The following is a 23,119-nucleotide window of genomic DNA, read 5'->3' on the forward strand; positions in this document are numbered from 1 at the left end:
TCATCCAACTGTTCGGGCTCTCGCCAAAGTGGAACGGTGAATGGCAGCTTGTGCTCCCACACGTGCTCAAGGCACCTCTGGCATTCAGCTTGCCATTCACCGCTCTCACTTCAGATTCTAATCCCCTCTCAAGACACAAGCTGGCTTGCCGGCGATAGGGCCAGCAGCCTCGACCCAGATTCATCAGGTAGCCGGCCGAATCTCGCGGATCAGCCCCTCGAGGCTGTACCCCAGGCGCGGCGCCAGCGCCTCGGCCCGGGCCCTCAGCCCATCCAGGTCCAGCGTCTGCTCCAGGTCCGCCGGCACCAGCAGGATCACATTGCCCTCCTTCACCGGCAGCTCCCAGTAATGCCGGTGGTACAACCCGCGCAGCAACGCCGCGCCCAGCGGCTTGCCGTCGTCGGTGGCCCACTGGTTGATCACCAGCCACCCACCCGGGTTCAGCTGCTGCTGGCAGTTCTCCAGGAAGTTCCACGCCAGGTGCCCCACCCCCGGCCCATGGTCGGTGTACAGGTCGACGAAAAGCAGGTCGGCCTTCTCCGCCGTGGGCAAAAGCTCCAGGGCATCACCGCTGCGTACATACAGCCGCGGGTCATCGTCCAGGCCCAGGTACTCCATGGCCAGGCGCGGTACGTCCGGGCGCAGTTCGATGGCCTCGATGTCGTCCAGCGGCAGAAACTTCATGCAGGCCTGGGTCAGCGTGCCGGCCCCCAGGCCGAGAAACAGCGCGCTCTCCGGCTGCTCGTGGCACAACGCCCCCACCAGCATGGCGCGGGTATAGTCGTATTCCAGCCAGCTTGGGTCGGCCGTGAACACGCAGCTCTGCTCGATCGCATCGCCGAACTCCAGAAAGCGGTAGTCGTCGACTTCATACACGCTGATGACACCAAAGGCGTCCTCCACCCGTGCCAGTAGCCGCTCTTCCCGTTCCGCCGCCATGCTCACCACCCACCCGCGCAAAAACGCGCATTGTCCGCCAACACCCTTGATGCAACAAGCGCAGCGCCAACTGTTACCATGGCCCATAGCCTACAACCGACAAGACCGAGCCCGAGATGAACCAACCGTGGAGCCCCGACAGCTGGCGTGCCCTGCCAATCCAGCAGCAACCGACCTACCCCGATGCCGCGCACCTGCTGAAGGTCGAACAGACCCTGGCCAGTTACCCGCCGCTGGTGTTCGCGGGCGAGGCACGCGAGCTGCGCCGGCAGTTCGCCGAGGTCACCGAAGGCCGCGCCTTCCTGCTGCAGGGTGGCGACTGCGCCGAGAGCTTCGCCGAGTTCTCGGCGGCGAAAATCCGCGACACCTTCAAGGTGCTGCTGCAAATGGCCATTGTCATGACCTTCGCCGCCGGCTGCCCGGTGGTCAAGGTCGGGCGCATGGCCGGGCAGTTCGCCAAGCCGCGCTCATCGGGCGATGAAACCATCGGCGACATCACCCTGCCCGCCTACCGTGGCGACATCGTCAACGGCATCGGCTTCGACGCGAAAAGCCGCATCCCCGACCCGGAGCGCCTGCTGCAGGCCTACCACCAAGCCACCGCCAGCCTCAACCTGCTGCGCGCCTTCGCCCAGGGCGGGTTTGCCGACCTGCACCAGGTGCACAAGTGGAACCTGGACTTCATCGCCAATTCAGCGCTGGCCGACAAGTACCACCAGCTGGCCAACCGCATCGACGAAACCCTGGCATTCATGCGCGCCTGCGGCCTGGACAGCGCGCCGCAGCTGCGCGAAACCAGCTTCTTCACCGCCCACGAAGCACTGCTGCTGAACTATGAAGAAGCCTTCGTGCGCCAGGACAGCCTGACCGGCGACTACTACGACTGCTCGGCGCACATGCTGTGGATCGGCGACCGCACCCGCCAGCTTGACGGTGCTCATGTGGAGTTTTTGCGCGGCGTGCACAACCCGATCGGGGTCAAGGTTGGCCCGAGCATGAACCCCGAGGAGCTGATCCGCCTGATCGACACGCTGAACCCGGCCAACGATCCCGGGCGCCTGAACCTGATCGTGCGCATGGGCGCCGGCAAGGTTGGCGAACACCTGCCGGGGCTGATCCGCACTGTCGAGCGCGAAGGGCGCAAGGTGCTGTGGAGCTCCGACCCGATGCATGGCAACACCATCAAGGCCAGCAGCGGTTACAAGACCCGTGACTTCGCGCAGATCCTGGATGAGGTGAAGCAGTTCTTCCAGGTGCACCAGGCCGAGGGCAGCCATGCCGGCGGTATCCACATCGAGATGACCGGGCAGAACGTCACCGAATGCATCGGCGGCGCCCGGCCGATCACCGAGGATGCGCTGTCCGACCGGTATCACACCCACTGCGACCCGCGCATGAACGCCGACCAGTCCCTGGAGCTGGCATTCCTGATTGCCGAAACCCTCAAGCAGGTGCGGCGCTGAGCAGCGCCTGGCGCAACTGGCTGCCCTCCTTGCGCGGGCAGTTAAGTTGCACCTTTTCCAGGCCCAGCCAACTGGCCAGGCGCAGCAGGTTGCCGGCCAGGGCCTGGTAACCTTCCTCGTCCAGGCCTGCGGCCTCCACATGCACGGCATGCACTGCCAGTTGCCCCTGGGCGCGCTCGGCGCGCAAGTCCACCCGTGCGCCGATGCGTTCGTGGTACAGGAACGGCAGCACGTAGTAGCCGTACACCCGCTTGTGCGCCGGGGTGTAGATTTCCAGGCGGTAGCGGAATTCGAACAAGCGCTCGGTACGGTTGCGTTCCCAGACCAGTGAATCGAACGGCGACAACAGTGCGCTGGCCTCTATGCGCCGGGGGATACGCGGTGCGCCGGCGCAGTAGGCGAGCTGCTTCCAGTCTTGCACCTCGACCGCTTGCAGGCGGCCGTCAGCCACCAGTTCGGCCAGTGCAGCCCTGCCCTGCCCCGGTTCCAGGCGGAAGTAGTCGCGCAGGTCACGCTCGGTGGCTACGCCCAGGGCCGTGGCGGCGTGCAGCATCAAGCCCTGATGCGCCTCGGTCTCGCTGGGCAAAGGTTGATCGAGGATCGCCTTCGGCAGGACCTTTTCCGGCAAATCGTAAAGCCGCTCGAAGCCGCGCCGGCCAGCGACCGTCACTTGCCCTGCGGCGAACAGCCACTCCAGTGCGTGCTTTTCCTCGCTCCAGTCCCACCAGGGGCCGGCCCGCTCCTCGCGGGTGGACAGGCTGCCTGCGCCGAGGGCGCCCTGTTCGCGGACGGCGGCCAGTACCCGGGCAATCACGTCCTGGCGTTCGCGGCCAAACTGCGCGAGCTGGCGATAGATGCCACGACCGTCGGCGGCATGGGCCATGCGCCAGCGCAGCAGTGGGTACAGGCTCAGCGGCAGCAACGAGGCTTCGTGGCCCCAGTATTCGAACATCAGGCGCTGGCGGCCACGCCCCCAGGCGAGCTGGTCGAGGGCGGCAGGCGAGTAGTGGCCCAGGCGTGAGAACAGCGGCAGGTAGTGGGAGCGGACAAGGGCGTTGACCGAATCGATTTGCAACACGCCCAGGCGTTGCAGCATGCGTTTGAGTGCCGGCCGCGTCGGCACCGATTCTGGCTGCTTGCCGAAACCTTGGGCAGAAAGGGCCAGCCGGCGGGCCTGGTTGATGGACAGCTTGAGGGGCAAGCCTGAACTCCTTGTGGTGTCTGCACTGGCCCTTTCGCGGGTGAACCCGCTCCCACAGGGATACCACTGGCCTCGGGCAATGTGGAGTTCCTGTGGGAGCGGGTTCACCCGCGAAGAGGCCAGTGATTCCACCGACAAACTTAGCCTATTTGCGCAGCGGGTCATCCCAGAAATGCCGCTCGGCCTCTTGCTGGATATCCGCCCGGCTCAACCCCAGATCGTGCAAGGTTGCGTCACTGAGGCTGGCCAGTTCCTGGCGCTGGCGGTACAGCTGCAGCCAGCGTGCCGGGCGCTGCAGGGCGGCATGCCACAGGTGGTTCAGGGAAAAGGCAGGTTGCTGGATGCTGCTGACATGACCTTTCATCGTGAAGCCCTCCGTGTTGATGGCTCCAGTCTCCTGCCAGGCATAAGATCAATCCAACGAATGTTTCTGATGCCATGCATCTCGGAGATTGATGCAATGTCCCAGTACCAGAGCCTCGATGCGGACGTACTGCGCACTTTCGTGGCCATCGCCGAGCAGGGCGGCTTCACCCGCGCCGGCGAGGTGGTCAACCGCACCCAGTCGGCGGTGAGCATGCAAATGAAACGCCTGGAAGAGGACATCCTCCAGCGCCAGCTGTTCGAGCGCGACGGCCGCCAGGTGCGCCTGACCGCCGAGGGCCAGGTGCTGCTGGGCTATGCGCGGCGCATCCTCAAGTTGCATGGGGAAGTGTTCAACACCCTGCGCATGCCGCACATGGTCGGGGTAGTACGCATCGGCACGCCGGACGACTATGCCATGCGCTTCCTGCCGACCATCCTGTCGAGCTTTGCTCAGGCCTACCCACTGGTGCAGGTGGAGGTGCATTGCGACTCCTCCAAACAACTGATGCTGCGCCAGGACCTGGACCTGACCATCGTCACCCGTGAGCCGGGCAACGAGATTGGCCAACTGCTGCGCCAGGAACGCCTGGTCTGGGCCGCCGCGGAAGGCTTCTGCCCGCACGAGCAACGCCCCATGCCGGTAGCCCTGTTCAACACTGACTGCTTCTGCCGGGCCTGGACCTGCAATGCCCTGGAGGCCCAGGGCATCGACTACCGCATCGCCTATACCAGCCCGAGCCTGGCAGCGATCTTTGCCATCGTCACCGCAGGGTTGGCGGTGACCGCACAGTTGCAGAGCCTGATTGGCGGGAATATCCGCATTCTGGGCGAGAGCGAAGGGTTGCCGCAGTTGCCGGTGGCCAATGTGATGCTGGTGCGCAGTACCCAGAACCCTTCGCCAATTACCGACTGCATGGCCGACTACATTGTCGAAGGGTTCAAATAACTTGGGGCCGCAAAGCGGCCCCAAAATCTCAAAGCTCGAACCCGAGCATCACCGCACAACCCACCAAAAACACACAGAACATCGCCCGCAACACCTTCTCCGGCAATGCATGGGCCAACTTCACCCCCCAGCTGATACTCAGCAGGCCGCCCAACGCCAATGGAATCCCCACCCCCCAGTCAACACTGTGGTGCACCCCGTAAGTCACCAGGGTTACCAAGGTACTCGGCGCCGCCAGCGCCAGCGACAGCCCCTGCGCTACCACCTGGGTGGTACCGAACACACTGGTCAGGATAGGCGTGGCCACCACGGCCCCACCCACCCCGAACAAGCCGCCCATGGTCCCGGCAAAACTGCCAAGTACACCCAGCCACGGCCAGGCATAGCGCAACTCGGCGCTGGGCGGCGATACTTTCATGAACATCCGCGCCACGTTCCACACCGCCAGGGCCACCAGGAAGCCGACAAAACCCAGGCGCATGGATTGCGCATCCAGCCCCACCGCCCAGATCGACCCCAGCCAGGCGAACACGAAGCTGCACAGCGACAGCGGCACCGCATGGCGCAACTCGATGCGGTTACGCTGGTGATAACGCCACAGCGCCAGCAGCACATTGGGCACTACCATCACCAGCGCCGTGCCTTGCGCCAGTTGCTGATCCAGGCCAAACAGCACGCCCAGCGCCGGAATCGCGATCAGCCCACCGCCAATGCCGAACAAGCCACCCATGGTCCCCAGGGCTGCGCCCAGCACGATATACAACAACCATTCGATCATCAGGGCCTCATCCGCCTGTACACACAATGCGAGCATGCTAACGAGTGCGGGCTGGCGGGGAAACGCATAGCAGCGCACAATGGCTATGCGTTTTTCGCAAAAGCAAGGCAGCCATGAACCCCGATACCCTGACCGACCAGCTAAGCCTGTTCCTCGATGTGCTGGAAACCGGCAGCTTTTCTGCCGCCGCCCGCCGCCACCCGCTGACCCCGTCGGCCGTGGCCCGGCGCATCGACAACCTGGAAAGCGCCGTGGGCAGCCGCCTGTTCACCCGCAGCACCCACGCCGTGCGCGCCACGCCTGCCGGCAACGCCTTTGCCGAACGGGCCAGGCGCATCATCGAGGAACTGCGCCTCGCCCGCGCCGAAGCGGTGTCGCTGAGCAATGCACCCGAAGGTCTGATCCGCATCGACGCCCCGGCGGCATTCGGCCGCCGCCACCTGGCCCCGGCCATTGCCGATTTCCTGGTCGCCTACCCAGGCCTGGATGTGCAACTGCGCCTGATCGACAGCTTCGTCGACCTGCATGGCAGCCACCTTGGCGAGGTCGACCTGGTGCTGCGCGCCGGCCCCCTGGCCGACACCCGGCTGGTCGCCACGCCATTGGCCTACATGGTGCGCATTGCCTGCGCCAGCCCGGCCTACCTGGCCAGCCGCGGCATGCCAATATGTCCCAGCGAACTGCCCGGGCACGACGGCCTGGACTGGGATGGCCTGGCGCCGCCATTTGCCTGGCGTTTCAACGTGGCCGGGCAAACCCACCTGTACCGCCCCTCACGCATGCGGATGGCCGCCAACAACGCCGAAACCCTTCTGTTCGGCGCCCTCGCCGGCTTAGGCATAGCCCACCTGCCTACTTGGCTGATCAGCGAATACCTGCTGCGTGGCGAGTTGATACCTTTGTTTTGCGACGGTGGCTTGCCCGAAGCGGAGACCAGCGGTATCTATGCGCTTCGCCTGGAACATGAAACGAACTCTCGCAGCCGTTTGCTGCTCGAATTTCTCAAGAGCCGCTTCAGCCCGATTCCACCCTGGGACCTGGCCTTGCGCAGTGAACTGCGCGAATAAAGCGCGCACTGACGATTCGCGTGCCAGACTTTCCCATTGATTACCTTCAAGGACCTGCATGAACGCCAACAACCAAGCCTCCTGTGACGAGCTGCTGCTGGACAACCAGGTCTGTTTCGCCCTGCACTCCACCTCGTTGCTGATGACCAAGGTCTACAAACCGCTGCTGCAGGCCCTGGGCCTGACCTACCCGCAATACCTGGCCATGCTCGTGCTGTGGGAGCACGACGGCCTGACCGTAGGCGAGATCAGCCAGCACCTGCTCACCGACCCCGGCTCGCTGACGCCGTTGCTCAAGCGTCTGGAAAGCGAAGGCCTGCTGCAGCGCAACCGCAGCCGCGAAGATGAACGGGTTGTACTGGTGCAGCTGACCGACAAGGGCCGCGCCTTGCAGCAGCAGGCCAAGGAAGTGCCGCAGTGCATCCTCAAGGCCAGCGGACGCAGCCTGGAACAGCTGCAACAGCTGCAGGCCGACCTGCTGGCGCTGCGCGAGAACCTGCAGAAAACCCTCTGACAGCTATGCTGTGCAATGGCCGTTCGGACGAGCGGTGACGATTTATCTTGCGCACTAACTAATTGCGCGCTAATTTAAATCCCACACCAACCCGCGCCCTCCTCCACACGGCGAGCGCACAGCACATTAGCGAGGCTCAAGATGCAAAAGGTCACTCCACTGTACATCGCAGAAGCTACCTCCACCGGTGGGCGCGATGGCAAATCCCGCTCCAGTGACGGCAAACTGGTGGTCAGCCTGAGCACCCCCAAGGAACTGGGCGGCGCAGGCGGTGACGGCACCAACCCCGAGCAGATGTTCGCCGCCGGTTACTCGGCGTGCTTCATCGGTGCACTGAAGTTCGTGGCCGGGCAGGAGAAAAAAGCCCTGCCGGCGGACTCCTCGATCACCGCGAAGGTGGGCATCGGCCAGATTCCGGGTGGTTTCGGCCTGGACATCGACCTGCACATCAACCTGCCGGGCCTGGCCCAGGCCGATGCCGAAGCGCTGGTGGAAAAAGCACACAAGGTGTGCCCGTACTCCAACGCCACCCGCGGCAATGTGGATGTGCGCCTGCACGTGACCGTCTGAAGTTCACGCTTCCCCTGTAGGAGCGGCCTTGTGTCGCGATGGGGCGCGAAGCGGCCTCGGAATCTCGGGTACACCTTGAGATCGCCGGGGCCGCTTTGCGGCCCTTTCGCGACACAAGGCCGCTCCCACAAAAGCAAGAGCAAGCATCGAGAACTGCAAAAACGCAGGCATGAAAAAACCCGGCCAAGGCCGGGTTTTTTGCGTTTCACAAGAAGGATTACTTCTTGGAACGGCCTTTGAAGCTGTTGTCGCGAGTGTCGATATCGATCCACTCGTCGATCTGGATGAAGTCGGCAACCGAGATCTCGGTACCGTTCTTCAGCTTGGCAGGCTTCATGACCTTGCCCGAGGTGTCGCCGCGAGCAGCGTTCTCGGTGTAGACAACCTGGCGGCTGATGGTGGTCGGCAGTTCAACCGATACCAGGCGGCCTTCGAAGAACACGGCTTCGCAGACGTCTTCCATGCCTTCTTCGATGTACGGCAGAACGGCTTCGATGTCCTCGGCGTTCAGTTCGTACATGGTGTAGTCGGTGGTGTCCATGAAGGTGTATTCATCACCGTTGATGAACGACAGGGTCGCTTCTTTGCGATCCAGGATAACGTCGTCCAGCTTGTCGTCTGCACCGTAGACGGTTTCGGTCTTGTAGCCGGTCAGCAGGTTCTTCAGCTTGGTCTTCATGATCGCGCTGTTACGGCCCGACTTGGTGAACTCAGCTTTTTGAACCAGCCACGGGTCGTTGTCGATCCGCAGGACGGTACCGGGTTTCAGTTCTTTACCAGTTTTCATTACGAAGTATCCGAATCTGGATGGATTTATAAAAATCGAGGCCGCGTATCATAGCGAATTTCGGTAAAAGTGTACTAGCGCTGTGGCAAGGTCCGGCTGAGCGGCCTGTCGCGCTGCCCAAAGCCGGGCATGCTGTTGCAGTTCCGGCCAGTGCTGGCGGGCCGCCTGCCAGGCCTGGCCCATGTCGCGGTCCATGTTCCAGGCACGCCACAAGCCAAGCAGGGCGGCATCGGCATCGTCTGACAGCCCGTGTCGATAATGCGCCAAAAACGCTTCGAGCTTTTCCCAATGGGCATTCTCGTCCTGCACGTAGATGTGCCACAGCATCGGCTGCCCGGCCCACTGCGCGCGCACGAACGAGTCTTCGCCGCGCACGGCATTGAAATCGCAGCTCCACAGCAACCGGTCGTAGTCGTCCTGGCTGACGAAAGGCAGCACCTGCACGGTCAGCGCCCCTCGCTTGCGCACGCTGCCCACTTGCAGCGCCGCCTCGCCAAGCCACTGGCCGAGCCCCGCGACAACGCGCCCTTGCGGCACCAGCAGGTGGCAAGGTTGCTCGCCCGAGGCCAGAGCATCAAGCCAGTTGCCCAGTTGGGGGTTTTCGTAGGCGAACAGGGAAATCAGCAACGTTCCCGCTTCAGGGTTTACGCCAAGCCCCTGCAAGAACGCCTGCCGGGCGCCTTGCTGGAACGCATCACGCCGCGCCAGCAGCGAGCCCTCGCGCAGCAGGCCACCGGTTTTTTCGGTAAAGCCGGGAAAGAAAAATACCTTGCGCAAGCCGTTGGGCTGCGGCGAAGGCAAGCCATGGCAACCCTCCACCCAGTCCTCGGCACTGAGGTATTCGAGGTTCAACCACAGCGGCGGCGTGGCGCGAGCACGCATTGCCTCTACATAAGCTGCTGGCAACTGGCAGGCGAAGGCACCGATCACCACATCGGCCGGCGCCACTGGCAACCAGGTCACCGGCCACTGGCGCACATCCACACCGTGCTGCCACTGCTGCGGGGCGGTGGCATCGGCCCCGGGGCACATGGGCGTGAACGCATTCAGGTCATCCACCCACAGCCGCACTGCCAAGCCGTGCTCTGCCACCAGCTGCCGGGCCAGGCGCCAGGTCACGCCTATATCGCCGTAGTTGTCGACGACGCTGCAGAAGATATCCCAGGTGGCTTTCATGTGCCCTGCCCTCGCCCAGCGGAAAAACCGCGCATTCTGCGCATAAATTGTCGCTGACAAAAGCGCCTGCGCGGAAAAATGCCCAGGCGCATGCGACAATGCACCCCGAACACCCTGCCAGGAGGCTGCCATGCCGCGCCACCGTGAACTGAAGATCACCCTCAAGCCGTTGCCATTGATCGTGTGCGTTGCCTTTGGACTGTGGCTGGGCGCCGTGGCCATCGCCGCCAGCCTGTGGCTGGCCCTGCAATTGTGGCCACAGCAGATACAGCCTCTGGCCCAGGCCGTGGCCCCCGCCGCGTACCGGCCTGCCGCGCCGCCAGCGCCAGCCCCTGCAGCGGATGCCCAGGCGGAAATGTTCGAACGCTACAAGGACATCCTGCACAAGCAGGAGCTGCAACAGGCCGCCGACGCTGCCCAGGGCAACCCGCGCAACCTCAACAGCCCCAAATGCCAGTTCTGGCTGCAGCAGAACCGCACCGCGCCCACCGACAAAAGCCAGGCCAACGTGCTGGAGTTCTGTTACTGACCATGGACAAGCCCAGCCTGCTGGCGCAGATCGTCGCCACCCTCGAGCATGACCTGGATGTGCTGACCCGCGCGGCGCAAACCGCGTACGAAGCCGCCACTGCAGAAGAAAACATCGCCGAGAACAAGTACGACACCCTGGGCCTGGAAGCCTCGTACCTGGCCACCGGCCAGGCCCGCCGCAGCGCCGAGATCCGCAAGGCGCTGGTGACCTACCAGCAACTGCTGCTGCGCGATTATGACCCGGCACGCGGGGTGCAGGTGAGCAACCTGGTGACGCTCGAAGATGAAGATGGCGGGCAGCGCCGACTGTTCCTCGGGCCGGAGGCTGCGGGGTTGAAGATTGGCGAGGGGGATGGGCTGGTGACGGTGATTACACCGCGCTCGCCGCTGGGGCAGCAGCTGGTCGGCAGGAAGGTTGATGATGAGGTGAGCCTGGCGGCACAGGTATTGTTCATAGTCGATGTTGTCTGAACCGGCCCTATCGCCGGCAAGCCAGCTCCCACAGGTACAGCGACAACCCCGAGATCAACGCTGCACCCGTGGGAGCTGGCTTGCCGGCGATAGGGCCGGTTCAGGCAATACACTTCTAAAGGGTTTGCAAGGCATCGAACCGTCGCGCCAACCCCTGCTCTTCGAACTGTTCCACCACAAAATCGACAAACGCCCGGGTCTTGCCCGGCAACAGTTTGTGCTCGGCGAAATACAGGCTGATATGCCCATCGTCCACATACCAGTCCGGCAGCACCCGCTGCAGCCGCCCGCCCTCCAGGTACGGCACGGCAAAGGGCAAGCTCACCAGGGCAATCCCTAGGCCCTGCTCGGCCACCGCGCAAGCCGCATCCGAATCGCTCATGGTCATCGTCTGGCGCAACTGCAATGGCTGCTGCACCTGCCGACGGCTGGTCAGCGGCCATGATCGCACCCGCCCGGTCTGCGGCGAGCGAATCAGGATACCGTCATGCCGTTGCAATACCTGCGGGTCGTCAATCGGCGCATACCGGCCCAAATATGCCGGCGATGCCACCAGCACCCTGTGCGCCGGGGTCAGCTTGCGCGCCACCACCCCTGGTGGCAAATCGAAGCCTCCACCAATCGCCGCATCGAAGCCCTGGCCAATCAGGTCGACCTGGCGGTTGTCGAAATGCCAGTCCGGGGTAATGGCCGGGTAGCGACGCAAGAACTCGCCCAGCAATGGCAACACATACAAGCGCCCGAACACCGTGCCCATGCTCACCCGCAACAACCCGGCCGGCTGGCCTTCGCTGCTGGCCAGGTTGGCCACGGCGTACTGGATGGTGCGGAAGCTGTCACTGACCTCGCCCAAAAATCGCTGCCCTGCCTCCGTCAGGGTCAGCTTGCGGGTACTACGCTGGAACAACCGCACCCCCAGGCGCGCTTCCAGCTGGGCAACATGCTTGCCCACGGCAGCCGGGGTAATGCTTAGGCGCCTGGCGGCTTCGGCAAAGCTGCCCACTTCGGCACTGCGGATGAAGCACTCCAACGCGTTGAACGATTCCATGGCCATGATTGGCAACCAAAGGTTTACTCTGCTGATAGTGATTGCCATCTTATCAGCAGGTAATCAAGCGCCGATACTGCGCCCATCCAAGGCATTCCGGCCTGGCTTCCAGCAGGAGATCAGCATGTCCAAGCAACACACTCTCGAAGGCAAAGTAGCCCTGGTACAGGGCGGTTCCCGCGGCATTGGCGCGGCCATCGTGCGACGCCTGGCCCGTGAAGGTGCACAGGTGGCCTTCACCTATGTCAGTTCCGCCGGCCCGGCGCAGGCGCTGGCTCAGGAAATTACCGAAAACGGCGGCAAGGCCCTGGCCCTGCGGGCCGACAGCGCCGACGCAGCGGCCGTGCAACTGGCCGTGGATGACACCGTGAAGGCCTTCGGCCGGTTGGATATCCTGGTCAACAACGCCGGTGTGCTGGCGGTAGCGCCGGTGACCGAATTCGACCTGGCCGACTTCGACCACATGCTGGCGGTGAACGTGCGCAGCGTATTCGTCGCCAGCCAGGCTGCGGCACGCTACATGGGCGAAGGCGGGCGCATCATCAACATTGGCAGCACCAATGCCGAGCGCATGCCGTTTGCCGGTGGCGCCCCCTATGCCATGAGCAAATCCGCGCTGGTCGGCCTGACCCGCGGCATGGCACGTGACCTGGGGCCGAAAGGCATTACCGTGAACAACGTGCAGCCAGGGCCGGTGGACACCGACATGAACCCGGCCAGCGGCGAGTTCGCTGACAGCCTGATCCCGCTGATGGCGATCGGGCGCTATGGCGAGGCGGATGAGATTGCCAGCTTCGTGGCTTACCTGGCGGGGCCTGAGGCAGGGTATGTCACAGGGGCCAGCCTGACGGTCGATGGCGGGTTTGCTGCCTGATTGAAGGGTTGCCTGTTCCGGCCTCTTTGCGGGCGCGCCCGCTCCCACAGGTATCCCGCCGGCCTCAAACCCTGTGATAATCCTGTGGGAGCGGGCAAGCCCGCGAAGGGGCCGGCACAGGTTGACCCCGCTCCTATCTCCCGTCTGCCACGAGAACCCCATGAATACCCCCACGCTCAGCCGCGCCCTGATCCTGCTGATGGCCACCGCCACCGGCCTGGCCGTGGCCAGCAACTACTACGCGCAACCACTGCTGCACAGCATCGCCCAGCAGTTCGGCCTGAGCACCGCCAGTGCCGGCAGCATCGTCATTGCCGCGCAACTGAGCTATGGCGCCGGCCTGTTGCTGCTGGCGCCGCTGGGCGACCTGTTCGAGCAGCGCCGGCTGATCACCGTGATGACCGCCATTTCCACCCTGGGCCTGGTCATCAGTGCCTGCGCACCGAGCCTGCCCTGGCTGATCCTTGGTACGGCGCTGACCGGGCTGTTCTCGGTGGTAGCGCAGATCCTCGTGCCCATGGCCGCGACCCTCAGCGAGCCACACCAGCGCGGGCGTGCGGTCGGCACCTTGATGAGCGGGTTGCTGCTGGGCATCCTGCTGGCGCGTACCGCCGCCGGTTTCATGGCCGAACTGGGTGGCTGGCGCAGCATCTACGTGCTGGCTGCGGTGCTGATGGCCATCACTGCCGTGGCGCTATACCGCAGCCTGCCGCAACACCACAGCCATGCCGGGCTGAAATACCCCGCGCTGATCGGCTCGGTGTTCCGCCTGTTCGTCGAAGAACCGGTGCTGCGCCTGCGCTCGCTGCTCGGCCTGCTGGCATTCAGCCTGTTCGCCCTGTTCTGGACGCCACTGGCGTTCCTGCTGGCGAAAGGCCCATACCACTATTCGGACGCGGTGATAGGGCTGTTCGGCCTGGCCGGTGCAGCGGGTGCGCTGTCGGCCAACTGGGCCGGGCGCCTGGCCGACCGTGGCAAGGGTTCGCTGGGCACCACCGTGGGCCTGGTGGTACTGCTGCTGTCGTGGGTGCCGCTGGGCTTTGCCGAACAATCGTTACTGGCCCTGCTGATGGGTGTGCTGATGCTCGACCTGGCAGTGCAACTGGTGCACGTGAGCAACCAGAACGCGGTGATTGCCCTGCGGCCCGAGGCGCGCACGCGGCTTAATGCCGGGTATATCACCTGCTACTTCATTGGCGGGGCCTTGGGGTCGTTGCTGGGCACGCAGCTGTTCCAGCGCCAGGGCTGGATGGGGATCGTGGTGGCCGGGTTGGTGATTGGCGGGCTGGCGTTGCTGGCGTGGGGGTTGGCCGAGCGCAAGCGCAGGAACGCTTTGCAAGCGGCCTGAAAAATTTTTGTTGGATTCTTCGCGGGCACGCCCGCGAAGAGGCCATCAGCCATGGCGACAATGCACCGCACGACCCTCTGTCGCATGGCCGTTGACTTGGCTGCCCGGGCAGCGCTCAGTAGGCGCTGGTCAATGCCCTTTTCCTGACAGGACGACGTTATGACAAGACTCACGGTGCAATCCGGCGATTTCTTGCAAGGCGAAGGCGAGTATCGCAACGGATCGCTCACACTCAAGACCCCGCGCAGCCCCTCCCCGGGCGAGCGGATTTCCCTGGCACGCATCAGCGACCTGCGGCTGGCCAGTCTGGAATCCAGCCGTAGCCTGGGCAGTGCCCTGGGTTGGGGCGTGGCCGGGGCCCTGGTGGCCGGGCCGGTGGGGTTGCTGGCTGGGCTGTGGCTGGGTGGCAAGGAGGAGGAAGCCACCTTCCTGGCCACTTTCAAGGACGGGCGCAAGCTCATGGCAATTACCGATGGCAAGACCTGGTCGAAGATCGATGACAACTGGCGGCAGCACAGGCGGGCGGCCCGCAGAGGCTGACAGGTTATCGCTGGGCCCGGATCGTTTTATGTTGAAGGCGGCTGTAAGATGCCGCCTTTTTCATGGCCTGTGCCGGCCCCTTCGCGGGTAAACCCGCTCCCACAGGGATATCACTGCACCTGAGGATAGTGATTTTCTTGTTGGAGCGGGTTTACCCGCGAAGGGGCCCGCTAAGGTGTCGCGCATCCAGGAGCCCCACCGCATGCCCCCGCGTCATCCCTGCCTGCCCCTGAGCCTGCTCAGCCTGGGCCTGGCCCTGCATTGCCCCCATGTGCTTGCCGAAGACAGCGTGCTATTGGCCCCGCTGCAGGTGTCCGACACCTACACCAACGACGGCTATCAGGTACGCCAGGCAGCAGTAGGCGGCTTCCAGCCCGCGCCCCTGCTCGACACCCCGGCCTCGATCAGTGTGTTCAGCCAGCAACTGCTGGAAGACCGCCAGGTGCGCCAGCTCAGCGAAGTGCTGCAAAGCGACGCCTCGGTGGGCGAAAGCTACGCCCCCATCGGCTACTACGAAAACTTCAACGTGCGCGGCTTCGAGCTGAATGCCGCCAGCAGCTACCGCATCAATGGCCAGACCATCACCGGCGAGCAGAACGTGGCTCTGGAGAACAAGCAGCAGGTGGAGCTGCTCAAGGGTTTGTCCGGGCTGCAGAGCGGCGTGTCGGAGCCGGGAGGCCTGGTCAACTACGTGACCAAGCGCGCCGAAGACGTGCGCAGCGTCACGGTGTCGACCAACGAACAAGGCGAGCGCTACCTGGCCACCGACCTGGGCGGCTGGTTCGGCAGCGAGCGGCAGTTCGGCCTGCGGGCCAACCTGGCCCATGAAGACATCCGCTCCTACGTCGACCACGCCGATGGCAAGCGCGACTTCGCCTCGCTGGCCTTCGACTGGCAGATCAACCCGGATGCCACCCTGCAGCTGGATGCCGAATACCAGCACCGCGAACAGCGCTCGGTGCCGGGTTACCAGCTGCTCGGTAGCAGCGAAGTACCCCATGGCATCGACCCCGACGACCGCCTGGCCTACCAGCACTGGGCCAAGCCGGTGCAGAATGACTCGCTGAACCTGGGTGGGCGCTTCGAGTATCGTTTCAACGAAGCCTGGACCGGGACCTTGAGCGCCTCGCGCAGCAAGGTGGTGATAGATGACTACAGCTCGTTTGCCTGGGGCTCGAGCGAAGGCGCGTTCTTCGGCAGAAACGGCGACTACGACATCTACGACTTCCGCAGCCCCGACGACACCCGCCGTACCGACGAGGCGCAGGCCGTGCTCAACGGGCGTTTCGATGCGCTGGGCGTAGGGCATGAGCTGAGCGTGGGCACCAGTGCACAGCGGCGCACGTTGGACCAGCGCCCCAGCTATATGGAATGGGTAGGTACAGGCAACATCCACACCGGTGCGCCAGGCTTTGACCCATCCGACAAACCCATCGGGTCTAGCGAACGACGCCTGGACAGCCGCCAGTACGGGCTGTTCGTGAGCGACCGCATCAGCTTCAACGAGCAATGGCAGACACTGCTGGGTGCCCGCGAAGTACGCCTGGACGAGAAAACCTGGAATGAGGACGGCGTTGCCGGCCGCCATACCCGACAGTACAAGTTGCTGCCCAACGCTGCGCTTATCTACAAGCCGCAGCCGGATACCACGGTATATGCCAGCTACTCCAAAGGCCTGTCGGCAGGCGGTACCGCACCGTGGTTCGCCGAGAACAGATTCGAAATCCTCGCTCCGACGACATCGCACCAACTGGAACTGGGCCTCAAGCATGACTGGCAAGGCCTGAGCTTCAGCGCCGCACTGTTCCAGATACGCCAGGCATACCAATACGCGCGCCCGGACGGCGCCGGCACTTTCACCTATGTGCAACAAGGTCAGCAAAAGAACACCGGCCTGGAGCTGGGCGCCAGCGGCTGGGTGACCTCGAACCTGCAGGTGCAGGCCAGCGCTGCGGCGATTCGGGCGCGGGTGCAGAACAGCGACACCGATGCCTATGAAGGCCACCAGGCAATCAACGTGCCCAGGTTCCGGGCGGCGCTGCAGGCGGAATACACCCTGCCAGTACCGGGCTTGGCACTGCTGGGCGGGGCGCGCTACAGCGCCAGCAAGTATGCGAGCCAGGCGGGGAATGTGGAAGTTGGTGGGTATACGGTGTTCGATGTGGGTAGCCGCTACCGCACGCGCATTGGTGGGTATGACACGGTGCTGCGGCTGACTGTGGATAACGTGTTCGACAAGCGTTATTGGCGCGATGTGGGGGATTACCTGGGGGATAACTACCTGTTCCAGGGGGCGCCGCGGACGGCTCGGCTTTCGGCTTCGGTCACCTTCTAGATTTTTTGGGGCTGCTTTGCAGCCCCCAAAGGCCCCAAAAACAAAAAGCCCCCGGCTTCTCAGCTCGGGGGCTCTTCGTAGAATGTGGCGGTGAAGAAGGGATTTGAACCCTTGATACGATTTCTCGTATACACACTTTCCAGGCGTGCTCCTTCGACCACTCGGACACTTCACCGTTGCTCTTCAAGCCTTGCAGCCTGTCGAGGTGCGCTAATTTAGTGAAAGAGCTTCCCTTTGGCAAGCATTTTTTTCAATTTTTTCATGCATTTGCATTTGAGCCCCGGGGAACGCTGACCGACCAGTCAGCCTTACTGCTTTACCTCGCCCCTGGCGCTGGGTAACGTCGTCGCCACGCCAACAAAAGGACTCTGCCATGAGCGAGCTGATTACCTACCACGCCGAAGACGGCATCGTCACCCTTACCCTGAACAACGGCAAGGTCAACGCCATCTCGCCCGACGTTATCGCCGCCTTCAACGCCGCGCTCGACCGCGCCACGGAAGAACGCGCGGTGGTGATCATCACCGGGCAGCCCGGCATTCTGTCTGGCGGCTACGACCTCAAGGTGATGACCAGCGGCCCCAAGGAGGCGATCAGCCTGGTCACCGCCGGCTCCACCCTCGCCCGCCGCCTGCTGTCGCACCCGTTCCCCGTGGTGGTCGCCTGCCCGGGCAATGCCGTGGCCAAGGGCGCCTTCCTGCTGCTCTCGGGCGACTATCGCATTGGTGTCGAAGGGCCGTACAAGGTGTGCCTGAACGAAGTGCAGATCGGCATGACCATGCACCATGCCGGCATCGAACTGGCCCGCGACCGCCTGCGCCGCTCGGCCTTCCACCGGTCGGTGATCAATGCCGAGGTGTTTGACCCGCAGGCCGCGGTGGACGCCGGCTTCCTCGACAAGGTGGTGCCGGCCGAGCAGTTGCAGGATGCGGCACTGGCGGCGGCTCGGGAGCTGAAGAAGCTGAACATGCTGGCGCACAAGAACACCAAGCTGAAGGTGCGCAAAGGGTTGCTGGAAGCGTTGGACAAGGCGATCGAGCTGGACCAGCAGCATATGGGTTGACCTTGCCGGCCTCTTCGCGGGTGAACCCGCTACCACAGGGAACTCCCAACCTTGAAGGTGTGGTGATCCTGTGGGAGGGGGTTCACCCGCGAAAGGGCCATCACAGGTTCACACCTAGGGTTTGCCCCAACCAGTGCACAGCCGTACACTGCCCGGCGACTGTCTGGTGTGAGTCGTACCATGCTTTATTCATTGCGCATGTTCCTGCTGGCGCTGCATTTCCTTGCCGTTGGCACCTTGGGCCTGGTCATCGGCCTGTGCCGCCCCTTCAACCCCGATAACAGCCGCGTGTTCGCACGCCTCTACAGCCTGCCGGCCACCTGGCTGATGCGTATCAGGGTCAAGGCCGAAGTCGGCCCGCTGTGGGACCAGCCGCCAGGCTGCGTGATCGTCGCCAACCACCAGTCCAACTTCGACCTGTTCGTGCTGGGCCAGGTGGTGCCGCAGCGCACCGTCGCCATCGGCAAGAAAAGCCTGGGCTGGATCCCGCTGTTCGGCCAGTTGTTCTGGCTGGGTGGCAACGTGCTGGTCGACCGCAAGAACGCCTACCAGGCACGCAAGGCCATGCAGAAGACCACCCGGGTCCTTCAGGACGACACCTCGATCTGGATTTTCCCCGAGGGCACGCGCAACCCCGGCGAGCACCTGCTGGCCTTCAAGAAAGGCGCGTTTCACATGGCCATCGAGGCCGGTGTGCCGATCGTGCCAGTATGCGTCAGCCGCTATGCCGGGCGCCTGAGCCTGAACAGCTGGCGCCAGCGCACGGTGATCGTACGCTCGCTGCCACCGATCGCCACGGCTGGCATGACCCTGCAGGACCTGCCAGCGCTGATCGAACAATGCCGGGGGCAGATGCAGCAATGCATCGACCGCATGGAAGGGGAACTGGCCAAGCGCTAGGTTGCTCTTGCGCCCACTACAGCCCAAGCTGTAACCCGTGTCCAACCGGAATAAGCGAACAACCATGGGTCGAGTCGTGGCATCGGCGGTGTACAGCGCCGGCAGAAAGGTCACCAACATCAGCATCGATGAAGGCAGCGAATGGGCGCGCAAGCCAGGGCACTTTGTATGGATCGGCCTTGAAGAGCCCAACGCAGAGGAACTGGCCAACCTGCAGTGCCAGTTCAACCTGCACGAGCTGGCCATCGAAGACGCCCTGGAAAAGCACAGCCGGCCCAAGTTGGAAACCTTTGGCGACGCCCTGTTCATCGTCACCTACTCGCCGGTGCGCCACGAAGGCAAGCTGGAGTTCATCGAAACCCACATCTTCGCCGGCAACGGCTACATCATCACCTGCCGCAACGGCCACTCCAAATCCTATGCCCTGGTACGCCAGCGCTGCGAGGCGCGCCCGTTGCTGCTGGAGCACGGCGAAGACTTCGTGCTGTACGCCCTGCTCGACTTCGTCACCGAGAACTACCAGCCGGTCAGCGAGGCCATTCATGGCGAGATCGAAGAGCTGGAGCAGAGCGTGCTTGGCGGTTCGCTGCAAGAGGACGATATCCGCCGCCTGCACAGCCTGCGCCGCGACATCCTGCGCCTGCGCCGCTACGTGGCACCGATGGTGGAAGTGAGCGAGGAACTGCAGCGCCTGAGCTTCCCGTTCATCGACAAGAACATGCGCCCGTACTTCCGTGATGTGCAGATCCACGTGACACGACAGATGGAAGACCTGGCTGGCATCCGCGACATCGCCAGCCAGACCATCGAGATCGGCATGCTGCTGGAGTCGTCACGGCAGAGCATCGTGCAACGCAAGTTTGCAGCCTGGGCGGCGATCCTGGCGTTCCCCACCGCAATTGCCGGCATTTACGGGATGAACTTCCAGAACATGCCGGAGCTGGGGTGGCACTATGGGTATTTCGGGGTGCTGGGGGTGATCGGGCTGGGCTGTACCGCGTTGTATGCCAGCTTCAAGAAGTCTGGCTGGCTTTGAGATTGTCGGGGCCGCTTTGCGGCCCCGGGGCCCTCACGCCGCGTCGTGCTTGCTCACCGGCTGCTGGATAAACCGCAACATCCACTCCCCCACCAGGTCGCCCTGGTGCTCGGTGGCCAGGCTGGCCACGGCCTTGTGGTACACCTCATCACCCAGATACTCCTGGCGCGCATCGAGCAGTGCGCGGGAGTAGTCGTGCACGAACTCTGGGTGCCCCTGGAAGCACAGCACCTGGTCACGAATGTGGTACGCCGCGTTCGGGCAGAAGTCGCTGGAGGCGATCACCGTGGCGCCTTCCGGCAGCTCGGTCACCTGGTCCTGGTGGCTGATCAGCAAGGTCAGCTCCGATACCTCCGGGTCCATCCAGGGCGCATGGGCTGCCAGCGAATAGCGATGGATACCCACGCCCCAGCCCTGCTCGGCACGCTCGGCCTTGCCACCCAGGGTCAACGCCAGCAACTGGTGGCCGAAACACACACCCAGCAGCTTCTCGCCACGCTCGTACAGCTTCAACAGGTAAGCCTTGAGCGTCTGGATCCACGGGTCGGTACCAAACGAGTCGGCCTTGCTGCCCGTCACCAGGTAGGCATCGAACACCTCGTTGTCGGCGGGGTAATCGCCGTTCATCACGTTGTACACACGAAATTCGGCGGCGATCGGCTGACGCGAGAAGAGCTGCTCGAACATCCTGCCGTAGCCCTGGTACTGCGCGGTCAACTCCGGTCGCAGGACATCGGTTTCAAGGATGCAGATGCGTAACGACATAGGGATAGTCCTGAACGACATGGGTGGGAATCTGCTGTAGAGACTGACGCGAAAGGCACGTACAAGCAAGTAGGCCGCACTGACGAACGGTCACATTTCGTCGGGGCCCTGCTGGCACTTGCGCCACCGTCTAGCGAGAGCATGCCAGCCAGCTGGCATTTGGCCTCATAGCCAGAAGAAATCAACGATCAACAGCATTAGAACAAAGGGTTCTCAAACAAGGATGACGCACACCCTACTGTTGGTTGTATATCCACTTTCAAGAGGCAGGCAGTTCAGGCGTCACGCAACGCCACTGCGATCGACCCGAAGCGCGACAAGGAAGCCAACGGGTATTCAGGAATAACAACAAGAAGGCGGTCCGCCATGTTCAGACAATCGAAAATTCGCCAAGCTGGGCTCATTCTCTTCGCCACGACTTTGCTGCTGATCCTGCCGAACCTCACACGTTTGTTCGGCTGACCGCTGCTGTGGCGCCAACAGGCAACGCACAGGTAACCTGCTGGCCTTGATGGTCGGAGATTACCCATGCGCCACTGCCTTGCACTGTTAGTGTTGTTCCTGAGCCTGCCGCTGTCGGCGGCGCAGCTGCACCTTGAACTGGGCGCCACGACGCGCGAGTGGAGCAGTGCAGACCTGCTCGATCACCCGCAGGCCCGGGACATCAGCATCGACCAGGACGTTTCCTACAAGCAGCCCATGCGTTACAGGGCGGTGCCGCTGGCCGCGCTGCTGGATGGCGTGAGCGCCAGCGACCATCTGCAAGCGGTGGCGCTGGACGGCTTTGCCGCCGAAATGCCGGCAGCGCCGCTGTTGCAGCACGGGCCGGCACAGGCGTGGCTGGCGGTGGAAGAACCGAGCCGGCCGTGGCCACCACTGGGCCAGGGCAAGCCGAGTGCGGGGCCGTTCTACCTGGTGTGGACTGCACCACAGGCCAGCGGCATCCGCCCGGAACAGTGGCCGTTCCAGATTTCCACCATTCGCAAGCTGGCTTCTGTCGAGGCGCGTTTTCCGGCGCTGCTGCCCGACCCGAAGCTGCCGGCCGAAAGCCCGGTGCGCCGGGGCTTTGCCTTGTTCCAGCAGAACTGCCTGGCGTGTCACCGGCTGAACGGCGCGGGGGATGCACAGGTGGGGCCGGATCTGAATGTGCCGCATAACCCGACCGAGTATTTTCGGCCCGAATATCTACGCCAGCTGATTCGTGACCCGCAGAGTTTGCGGCAGTGGCCGCAGGCGAAGATGCCGGGTTTTGCAGAAAGTGTCTTGAGTGAACCGGAGCTGGATGAATTGCTGGCCTATTTGAGGCATATGGCTGGGCGCAGGCCTTGAGAACCTGGGGGCGCTTTGCGCCCCTTTCGCGACACAAGGCCGCTCCTACAAGGGTAAGCGCACGCCTGTAGGAGCGGCCTTGTGTCGCGATGGGCCGCAAAGCGGCCCCAAATTCCCAAAATCTCAGGCTATGGGCCGCTCCTGCTTGACCCCCCAACCTTCCACCTCACCGCCATAAGGTGTCACCAGCTGCTCGAAGGCCTCTTCGAAGTCGCCAATCCCGCCATGGGTGGCATACATGACCTTGCTCAGTTCCAGATGCCAGGCACCGTCGCCCAGCTCCTTCACCTGGGCATTCAGCGATTCACCGCGAAACTGCCCGGCCGCACGGCGGGCCCCTGCTTCGTCGGGGAATATGGCGTAGAACTCGATGGGGTGGATCTGGGTGAAGTCGAAACCGCCTGCCTTCATCTGGCGCAGGACGTTGCTGCTGATATCGTCGTTCTGGCTGCTCATGAAACGTCCTCCTGAATAATGCGATGGATAGACTTTCCGTGCACTACGCACCTGCCGGCAGCGGCCGGGCAGTTCGAGCTGATGCAAGACGCGAAGGGATGCGGTGCCGCCCCGCAGAATAGACTGGCACCTTCTTGCAGCGTAGTGCCTGCCAGAGCACCACGCAAACGTGTGGTTCAGGGCGTTTCGTGGATGCTGGTGATGGTCACGCCACTCTGCTCCTTGAGCCAGCGTGCAGTGGGGGAAATGGCGCGGTCCTGGAAGTCGTTGAGGTCCAGTTCGTCCATCACCGGAAACAGGTGCGAACGGATGGCCCGCGCGGCATCCTCCTCGCTGGGGCACTGCTCGGCGCGCAGCGTCAGGGTGGTGAGCACGCCTTTCTGGTCGGCAAAAATGACTTCCCACTCTTTCATCGAACGACCCCTCTCAGTCAACGAACACCGGGTGTGTGATGCCTGAAACAAGTGACCTTTAGGTGGGGAGAATGTTCAGTCAGATGACTTGGTAGCGGTGCGGCTTTTTGTGGGAGCGGCCTTGTGTCGCGAAAGGGCCGCAAAGCGGCCCCGGCGATTTATGCATGGATACTGGATCTGGGGCTGCTGCGCAGCCCTTTCGC

Annotated in this window: 25 protein-coding genes and 1 tRNA gene; 15 read left to right on the top strand and 11 right to left on the bottom strand. The window is 63.4% G+C overall.

Annotated elements, in window-relative coordinates:
- Positions 1 to 183: 183 nt before the first annotated feature.
- A complete protein-coding gene (locus tag CAF92_RS24765; RefSeq protein ID WP_085602211.1) occupies positions 184 to 939 on the bottom strand; it encodes a spermidine synthase in 756 nt (251 codons plus the stop codon).
- Positions 940 to 1,055: 116 nt separating this feature from the next.
- On the opposite strand from CAF92_RS24765, the gene CAF92_RS24770 reads away from it, so the two are divergent.
- Positions 1,056 to 2,402, top strand: a complete 1,347-nt coding sequence (locus CAF92_RS24770) for a class II 3-deoxy-7-phosphoheptulonate synthase (RefSeq protein ID WP_046615479.1) — start codon at positions 1,056 to 1,058, stop codon at positions 2,400 to 2,402.
- Here CAF92_RS24770 and CAF92_RS24775 read toward each other — a convergent pair.
- Entirely contained in the window at positions 2,383 to 3,603 is a 1,221-nt protein-coding gene (locus CAF92_RS24775; protein ID WP_085602212.1) for a winged helix-turn-helix domain-containing protein, read from the bottom strand. The genes CAF92_RS24770 and CAF92_RS24775 overlap by 20 nt on opposite strands.
- Positions 3,604 to 3,748: 145 nt before the next feature.
- Positions 3,749 to 3,967: a DUF1127 domain-containing protein gene (locus CAF92_RS24780; RefSeq protein WP_013971536.1), complete on the bottom strand. Its 219-nt coding sequence runs from the start codon at positions 3,965 to 3,967 to the stop codon at positions 3,749 to 3,751.
- 96 nt (positions 3,968 to 4,063) lie between these two features.
- Here CAF92_RS24780 and CAF92_RS24785 point away from each other — a divergent pair, with 96 nt between their 5' ends.
- Positions 4,064 to 4,915 carry a LysR substrate-binding domain-containing protein gene (locus CAF92_RS24785; protein WP_085602233.1) on the top strand — a complete coding sequence of 284 codons (852 nt, stop codon included), beginning with the start codon at positions 4,064 to 4,066 and terminating at the stop codon, positions 4,913 to 4,915.
- A 28-nt stretch (positions 4,916 to 4,943) separates the two neighbouring features.
- On the opposite strand, the gene CAF92_RS24790 is transcribed toward CAF92_RS24785, so the two are convergent.
- Positions 4,944 to 5,693: a sulfite exporter TauE/SafE family protein gene (locus CAF92_RS24790; RefSeq protein WP_085602213.1), complete on the bottom strand. Its 750-nt coding sequence runs from the start codon at positions 5,691 to 5,693 to the stop codon at positions 4,944 to 4,946.
- Between the two features lie 113 nt (positions 5,694 to 5,806).
- Here CAF92_RS24790 and CAF92_RS24795 point away from each other — a divergent pair, with 113 nt between their 5' ends.
- The 3 genes from CAF92_RS24795 to CAF92_RS24805 all read left to right on the top strand — a co-directional run bounded on the left by CAF92_RS24795 (position 5,807) and on the right by CAF92_RS24805 (position 7,844).
- The gene (locus tag CAF92_RS24795; protein ID WP_085602214.1) at positions 5,807 to 6,760 is read left to right on the top strand and encodes a LysR family transcriptional regulator; all 954 of its coding nucleotides are present in this window, start codon (positions 5,807 to 5,809) and stop codon (positions 6,758 to 6,760) included.
- 58 nt (positions 6,761 to 6,818) lie between these two features.
- Positions 6,819 to 7,274 (top strand): MarR family winged helix-turn-helix transcriptional regulator, encoded by a 456-nt coding sequence (locus tag CAF92_RS24800; RefSeq protein ID WP_046615484.1) that lies wholly within the window; start codon positions 6,819 to 6,821, stop codon positions 7,272 to 7,274.
- A 141-nt stretch (positions 7,275 to 7,415) separates the two neighbouring features.
- Positions 7,416 to 7,844, top strand: a complete 429-nt coding sequence (locus tag CAF92_RS24805; RefSeq protein WP_046615485.1) for an organic hydroperoxide resistance protein — start codon at positions 7,416 to 7,418, stop codon at positions 7,842 to 7,844.
- Between the two features lie 217 nt (positions 7,845 to 8,061).
- Here the strand turns inward: CAF92_RS24805 and efp are convergent, their stop codons facing one another.
- Both efp and earP read right to left on the bottom strand, forming a co-directional pair.
- A complete protein-coding gene (gene efp, locus CAF92_RS24810; RefSeq protein WP_013971530.1) occupies positions 8,062 to 8,631 on the bottom strand; it encodes an elongation factor P in 570 nt (189 codons plus the stop codon).
- A gap of 48 nt (positions 8,632 to 8,679) precedes the next feature.
- Positions 8,680 to 9,807: an elongation factor P maturation arginine rhamnosyltransferase EarP gene (gene earP / locus CAF92_RS24815; RefSeq protein ID WP_085602215.1), complete on the bottom strand. Its 1,128-nt coding sequence runs from the start codon at positions 9,805 to 9,807 to the stop codon at positions 8,680 to 8,682.
- 130 nt (positions 9,808 to 9,937) lie between these two features.
- On the opposite strand from earP, the gene CAF92_RS24820 reads away from it, so the two are divergent.
- Both CAF92_RS24820 and CAF92_RS24825 read left to right on the top strand, forming a co-directional pair.
- A complete protein-coding gene (locus CAF92_RS24820) occupies positions 9,938 to 10,336 on the top strand; it encodes a hypothetical protein (protein WP_046615487.1) in 399 nt (132 codons plus the stop codon).
- A gap of 2 nt (positions 10,337 to 10,338) precedes the next feature.
- The gene (locus CAF92_RS24825; RefSeq protein ID WP_085602216.1) at positions 10,339 to 10,809 is read left to right on the top strand and encodes a GreA/GreB family elongation factor; all 471 of its coding nucleotides are present in this window, start codon (positions 10,339 to 10,341) and stop codon (positions 10,807 to 10,809) included.
- A gap of 115 nt (positions 10,810 to 10,924) precedes the next feature.
- On the opposite strand, the gene CAF92_RS24830 is transcribed toward CAF92_RS24825, so the two are convergent.
- The gene (locus CAF92_RS24830) at positions 10,925 to 11,863 is read right to left on the bottom strand and encodes a LysR family transcriptional regulator (RefSeq protein ID WP_085602217.1); all 939 of its coding nucleotides are present in this window, start codon (positions 11,861 to 11,863) and stop codon (positions 10,925 to 10,927) included.
- Positions 11,864 to 11,981: 118 nt separating this feature from the next.
- Between CAF92_RS24830 and CAF92_RS24835 the strand changes: the two genes are divergently transcribed.
- From CAF92_RS24835 to CAF92_RS24850, 4 genes are all read left to right on the top strand, one after another.
- Positions 11,982 to 12,731 (top strand): 3-oxoacyl-ACP reductase family protein, encoded by a 750-nt coding sequence (locus CAF92_RS24835; RefSeq protein ID WP_085602218.1) that lies wholly within the window; start codon positions 11,982 to 11,984, stop codon positions 12,729 to 12,731.
- Positions 12,732 to 12,891: 160 nt separating this feature from the next.
- Entirely contained in the window at positions 12,892 to 14,079 is a 1,188-nt protein-coding gene (locus CAF92_RS24840; RefSeq protein WP_085602219.1) for an MFS transporter, read from the top strand.
- Positions 14,080 to 14,238: 159 nt separating this feature from the next.
- Positions 14,239 to 14,619 carry a hypothetical protein gene (locus CAF92_RS24845; RefSeq protein ID WP_085602220.1) on the top strand — a complete coding sequence of 127 codons (381 nt, stop codon included), beginning with the start codon at positions 14,239 to 14,241 and terminating at the stop codon, positions 14,617 to 14,619.
- 202 nt (positions 14,620 to 14,821) lie between these two features.
- Positions 14,822 to 16,954, top strand: coding sequence for a TonB-dependent siderophore receptor (locus tag CAF92_RS24850; protein ID WP_085602221.1), 2,133 nt, complete (start codon positions 14,822 to 14,824; stop codon positions 16,952 to 16,954).
- Between the two features lie 85 nt (positions 16,955 to 17,039).
- On the opposite strand, the gene CAF92_RS24855 is transcribed toward CAF92_RS24850, so the two are convergent.
- Positions 17,040 to 17,129 (bottom strand) — tRNA-Ser (locus tag CAF92_RS24855).
- A gap of 198 nt (positions 17,130 to 17,327) precedes the next feature.
- Here CAF92_RS24855 and CAF92_RS24860 point away from each other — a divergent pair.
- From CAF92_RS24860 to CAF92_RS24870, 3 genes are all read left to right on the top strand, one after another.
- On the top strand, positions 17,328 to 18,017 hold the full coding sequence (locus CAF92_RS24860) for a crotonase/enoyl-CoA hydratase family protein (RefSeq protein ID WP_085602222.1): 690 nt from the start codon (positions 17,328 to 17,330) through the stop codon (positions 18,015 to 18,017).
- 180 nt (positions 18,018 to 18,197) lie between these two features.
- Positions 18,198 to 18,917 carry a 1-acyl-sn-glycerol-3-phosphate acyltransferase gene (locus CAF92_RS24865; RefSeq protein WP_046615494.1) on the top strand — a complete coding sequence of 240 codons (720 nt, stop codon included), beginning with the start codon at positions 18,198 to 18,200 and terminating at the stop codon, positions 18,915 to 18,917.
- Between the two features lie 64 nt (positions 18,918 to 18,981).
- Positions 18,982 to 19,953 (top strand): magnesium and cobalt transport protein CorA, encoded by a 972-nt coding sequence (locus tag CAF92_RS24870; RefSeq protein ID WP_046615495.1) that lies wholly within the window; start codon positions 18,982 to 18,984, stop codon positions 19,951 to 19,953.
- A 33-nt stretch (positions 19,954 to 19,986) separates the two neighbouring features.
- Here the strand turns inward: CAF92_RS24870 and CAF92_RS24875 are convergent, their stop codons facing one another.
- Positions 19,987 to 20,718: an amidotransferase gene (locus tag CAF92_RS24875; protein ID WP_038409106.1), complete on the bottom strand. Its 732-nt coding sequence runs from the start codon at positions 20,716 to 20,718 to the stop codon at positions 19,987 to 19,989.
- Between the two features lie 528 nt (positions 20,719 to 21,246).
- Between CAF92_RS24875 and CAF92_RS24880 the strand changes: the two genes are divergently transcribed.
- Complete coding sequence (locus CAF92_RS24880; protein ID WP_085602223.1) at positions 21,247 to 22,047, top strand: cytochrome c; 801 nt, start codon at positions 21,247 to 21,249, stop codon at positions 22,045 to 22,047.
- A gap of 123 nt (positions 22,048 to 22,170) precedes the next feature.
- Here CAF92_RS24880 and CAF92_RS24885 read toward each other — a convergent pair whose 3' ends face one another.
- Together CAF92_RS24885 and CAF92_RS24890 are read right to left on the bottom strand one after the other, a co-directional pair.
- Entirely contained in the window at positions 22,171 to 22,503 is a 333-nt protein-coding gene (locus CAF92_RS24885) for a ribonuclease E inhibitor RraB (protein ID WP_003260395.1), read from the bottom strand.
- Between the two features lie 176 nt (positions 22,504 to 22,679).
- Positions 22,680 to 22,916 carry a hypothetical protein gene (locus CAF92_RS24890; protein ID WP_046615497.1) on the bottom strand — a complete coding sequence of 79 codons (237 nt, stop codon included), beginning with the start codon at positions 22,914 to 22,916 and terminating at the stop codon, positions 22,680 to 22,682.
- Positions 22,917 to 23,119 lie beyond the last annotated feature (203 nt).

Source organism: Pseudomonas sp. B10(2017) (genome assembly GCF_002113295.1).
Classification (GTDB): Bacteria; Pseudomonadota; Gammaproteobacteria; order Pseudomonadales; family Pseudomonadaceae; genus Aquipseudomonas; species Aquipseudomonas pudica.

Excerpts from the sequence above, each read along its gene's own strand:
- CAF92_RS24805 (WP_046615485.1), top strand. The coding sequence starts at position 7,416 with ATGCAAAAGGTCACTCCACTGTACATCGCAGAAGCTACCTCCACCGGT.
- CAF92_RS24820 (WP_046615487.1), top strand. The coding sequence starts at position 9,938 with ATGCCGCGCCACCGTGAACTGAAGATCACCCTCAAGCCGTTGCCATTG.
- CAF92_RS24890 (WP_046615497.1), bottom strand. The coding sequence starts at position 22,916 with ATGAAAGAGTGGGAAGTCATTTTTGCCGACCAGAAAGGCGTGCTCACC.
- efp (WP_013971530.1), bottom strand. The coding sequence starts at position 8,631 with ATGAAAACTGGTAAAGAACTGAAACCCGGTACCGTCCTGCGGATCGAC.
- CAF92_RS24800 (WP_046615484.1), top strand. The coding sequence starts at position 6,819 with ATGAACGCCAACAACCAAGCCTCCTGTGACGAGCTGCTGCTGGACAAC.
- CAF92_RS24825 (WP_085602216.1), top strand. The coding sequence starts at position 10,339 with ATGGACAAGCCCAGCCTGCTGGCGCAGATCGTCGCCACCCTCGAGCAT.
- CAF92_RS24860 (WP_085602222.1), top strand. The coding sequence starts at position 17,328 with ATGAGCGAGCTGATTACCTACCACGCCGAAGACGGCATCGTCACCCTT.
- CAF92_RS24885 (WP_003260395.1), bottom strand. The coding sequence starts at position 22,503 with ATGAGCAGCCAGAACGACGATATCAGCAGCAACGTCCTGCGCCAGATG.
- CAF92_RS24795 (WP_085602214.1), top strand. The coding sequence starts at position 5,807 with ATGAACCCCGATACCCTGACCGACCAGCTAAGCCTGTTCCTCGATGTG.
- earP (WP_085602215.1), bottom strand. The coding sequence starts at position 9,807 with ATGAAAGCCACCTGGGATATCTTCTGCAGCGTCGTCGACAACTACGGC.
- CAF92_RS24835 (WP_085602218.1), top strand. The coding sequence starts at position 11,982 with ATGTCCAAGCAACACACTCTCGAAGGCAAAGTAGCCCTGGTACAGGGC.
- CAF92_RS24880 (WP_085602223.1), top strand. The coding sequence starts at position 21,247 with ATGCGCCACTGCCTTGCACTGTTAGTGTTGTTCCTGAGCCTGCCGCTG.
- CAF92_RS24770 (WP_046615479.1), top strand. The coding sequence starts at position 1,056 with ATGAACCAACCGTGGAGCCCCGACAGCTGGCGTGCCCTGCCAATCCAG.
- CAF92_RS24865 (WP_046615494.1), top strand. The coding sequence starts at position 18,198 with ATGCTTTATTCATTGCGCATGTTCCTGCTGGCGCTGCATTTCCTTGCC.
- CAF92_RS24785 (WP_085602233.1), top strand. The coding sequence starts at position 4,064 with ATGTCCCAGTACCAGAGCCTCGATGCGGACGTACTGCGCACTTTCGTG.
- CAF92_RS24830 (WP_085602217.1), bottom strand. The coding sequence starts at position 11,863 with ATGGCCATGGAATCGTTCAACGCGTTGGAGTGCTTCATCCGCAGTGCC.
- CAF92_RS24840 (WP_085602219.1), top strand. The coding sequence starts at position 12,892 with ATGAATACCCCCACGCTCAGCCGCGCCCTGATCCTGCTGATGGCCACC.
- CAF92_RS24875 (WP_038409106.1), bottom strand. The coding sequence starts at position 20,718 with ATGTCGTTACGCATCTGCATCCTTGAAACCGATGTCCTGCGACCGGAG.
- CAF92_RS24765 (WP_085602211.1), bottom strand. The coding sequence starts at position 939 with ATGGCGGCGGAACGGGAAGAGCGGCTACTGGCACGGGTGGAGGACGCC.
- CAF92_RS24845 (WP_085602220.1), top strand. The coding sequence starts at position 14,239 with ATGACAAGACTCACGGTGCAATCCGGCGATTTCTTGCAAGGCGAAGGC.
- CAF92_RS24850 (WP_085602221.1), top strand. The coding sequence starts at position 14,822 with ATGCCCCCGCGTCATCCCTGCCTGCCCCTGAGCCTGCTCAGCCTGGGC.
- CAF92_RS24780 (WP_013971536.1), bottom strand. The coding sequence starts at position 3,967 with ATGAAAGGTCATGTCAGCAGCATCCAGCAACCTGCCTTTTCCCTGAAC.
- CAF92_RS24790 (WP_085602213.1), bottom strand. The coding sequence starts at position 5,693 with ATGATCGAATGGTTGTTGTATATCGTGCTGGGCGCAGCCCTGGGGACC.
- CAF92_RS24870 (WP_046615495.1), top strand. The coding sequence starts at position 18,982 with ATGGGTCGAGTCGTGGCATCGGCGGTGTACAGCGCCGGCAGAAAGGTC.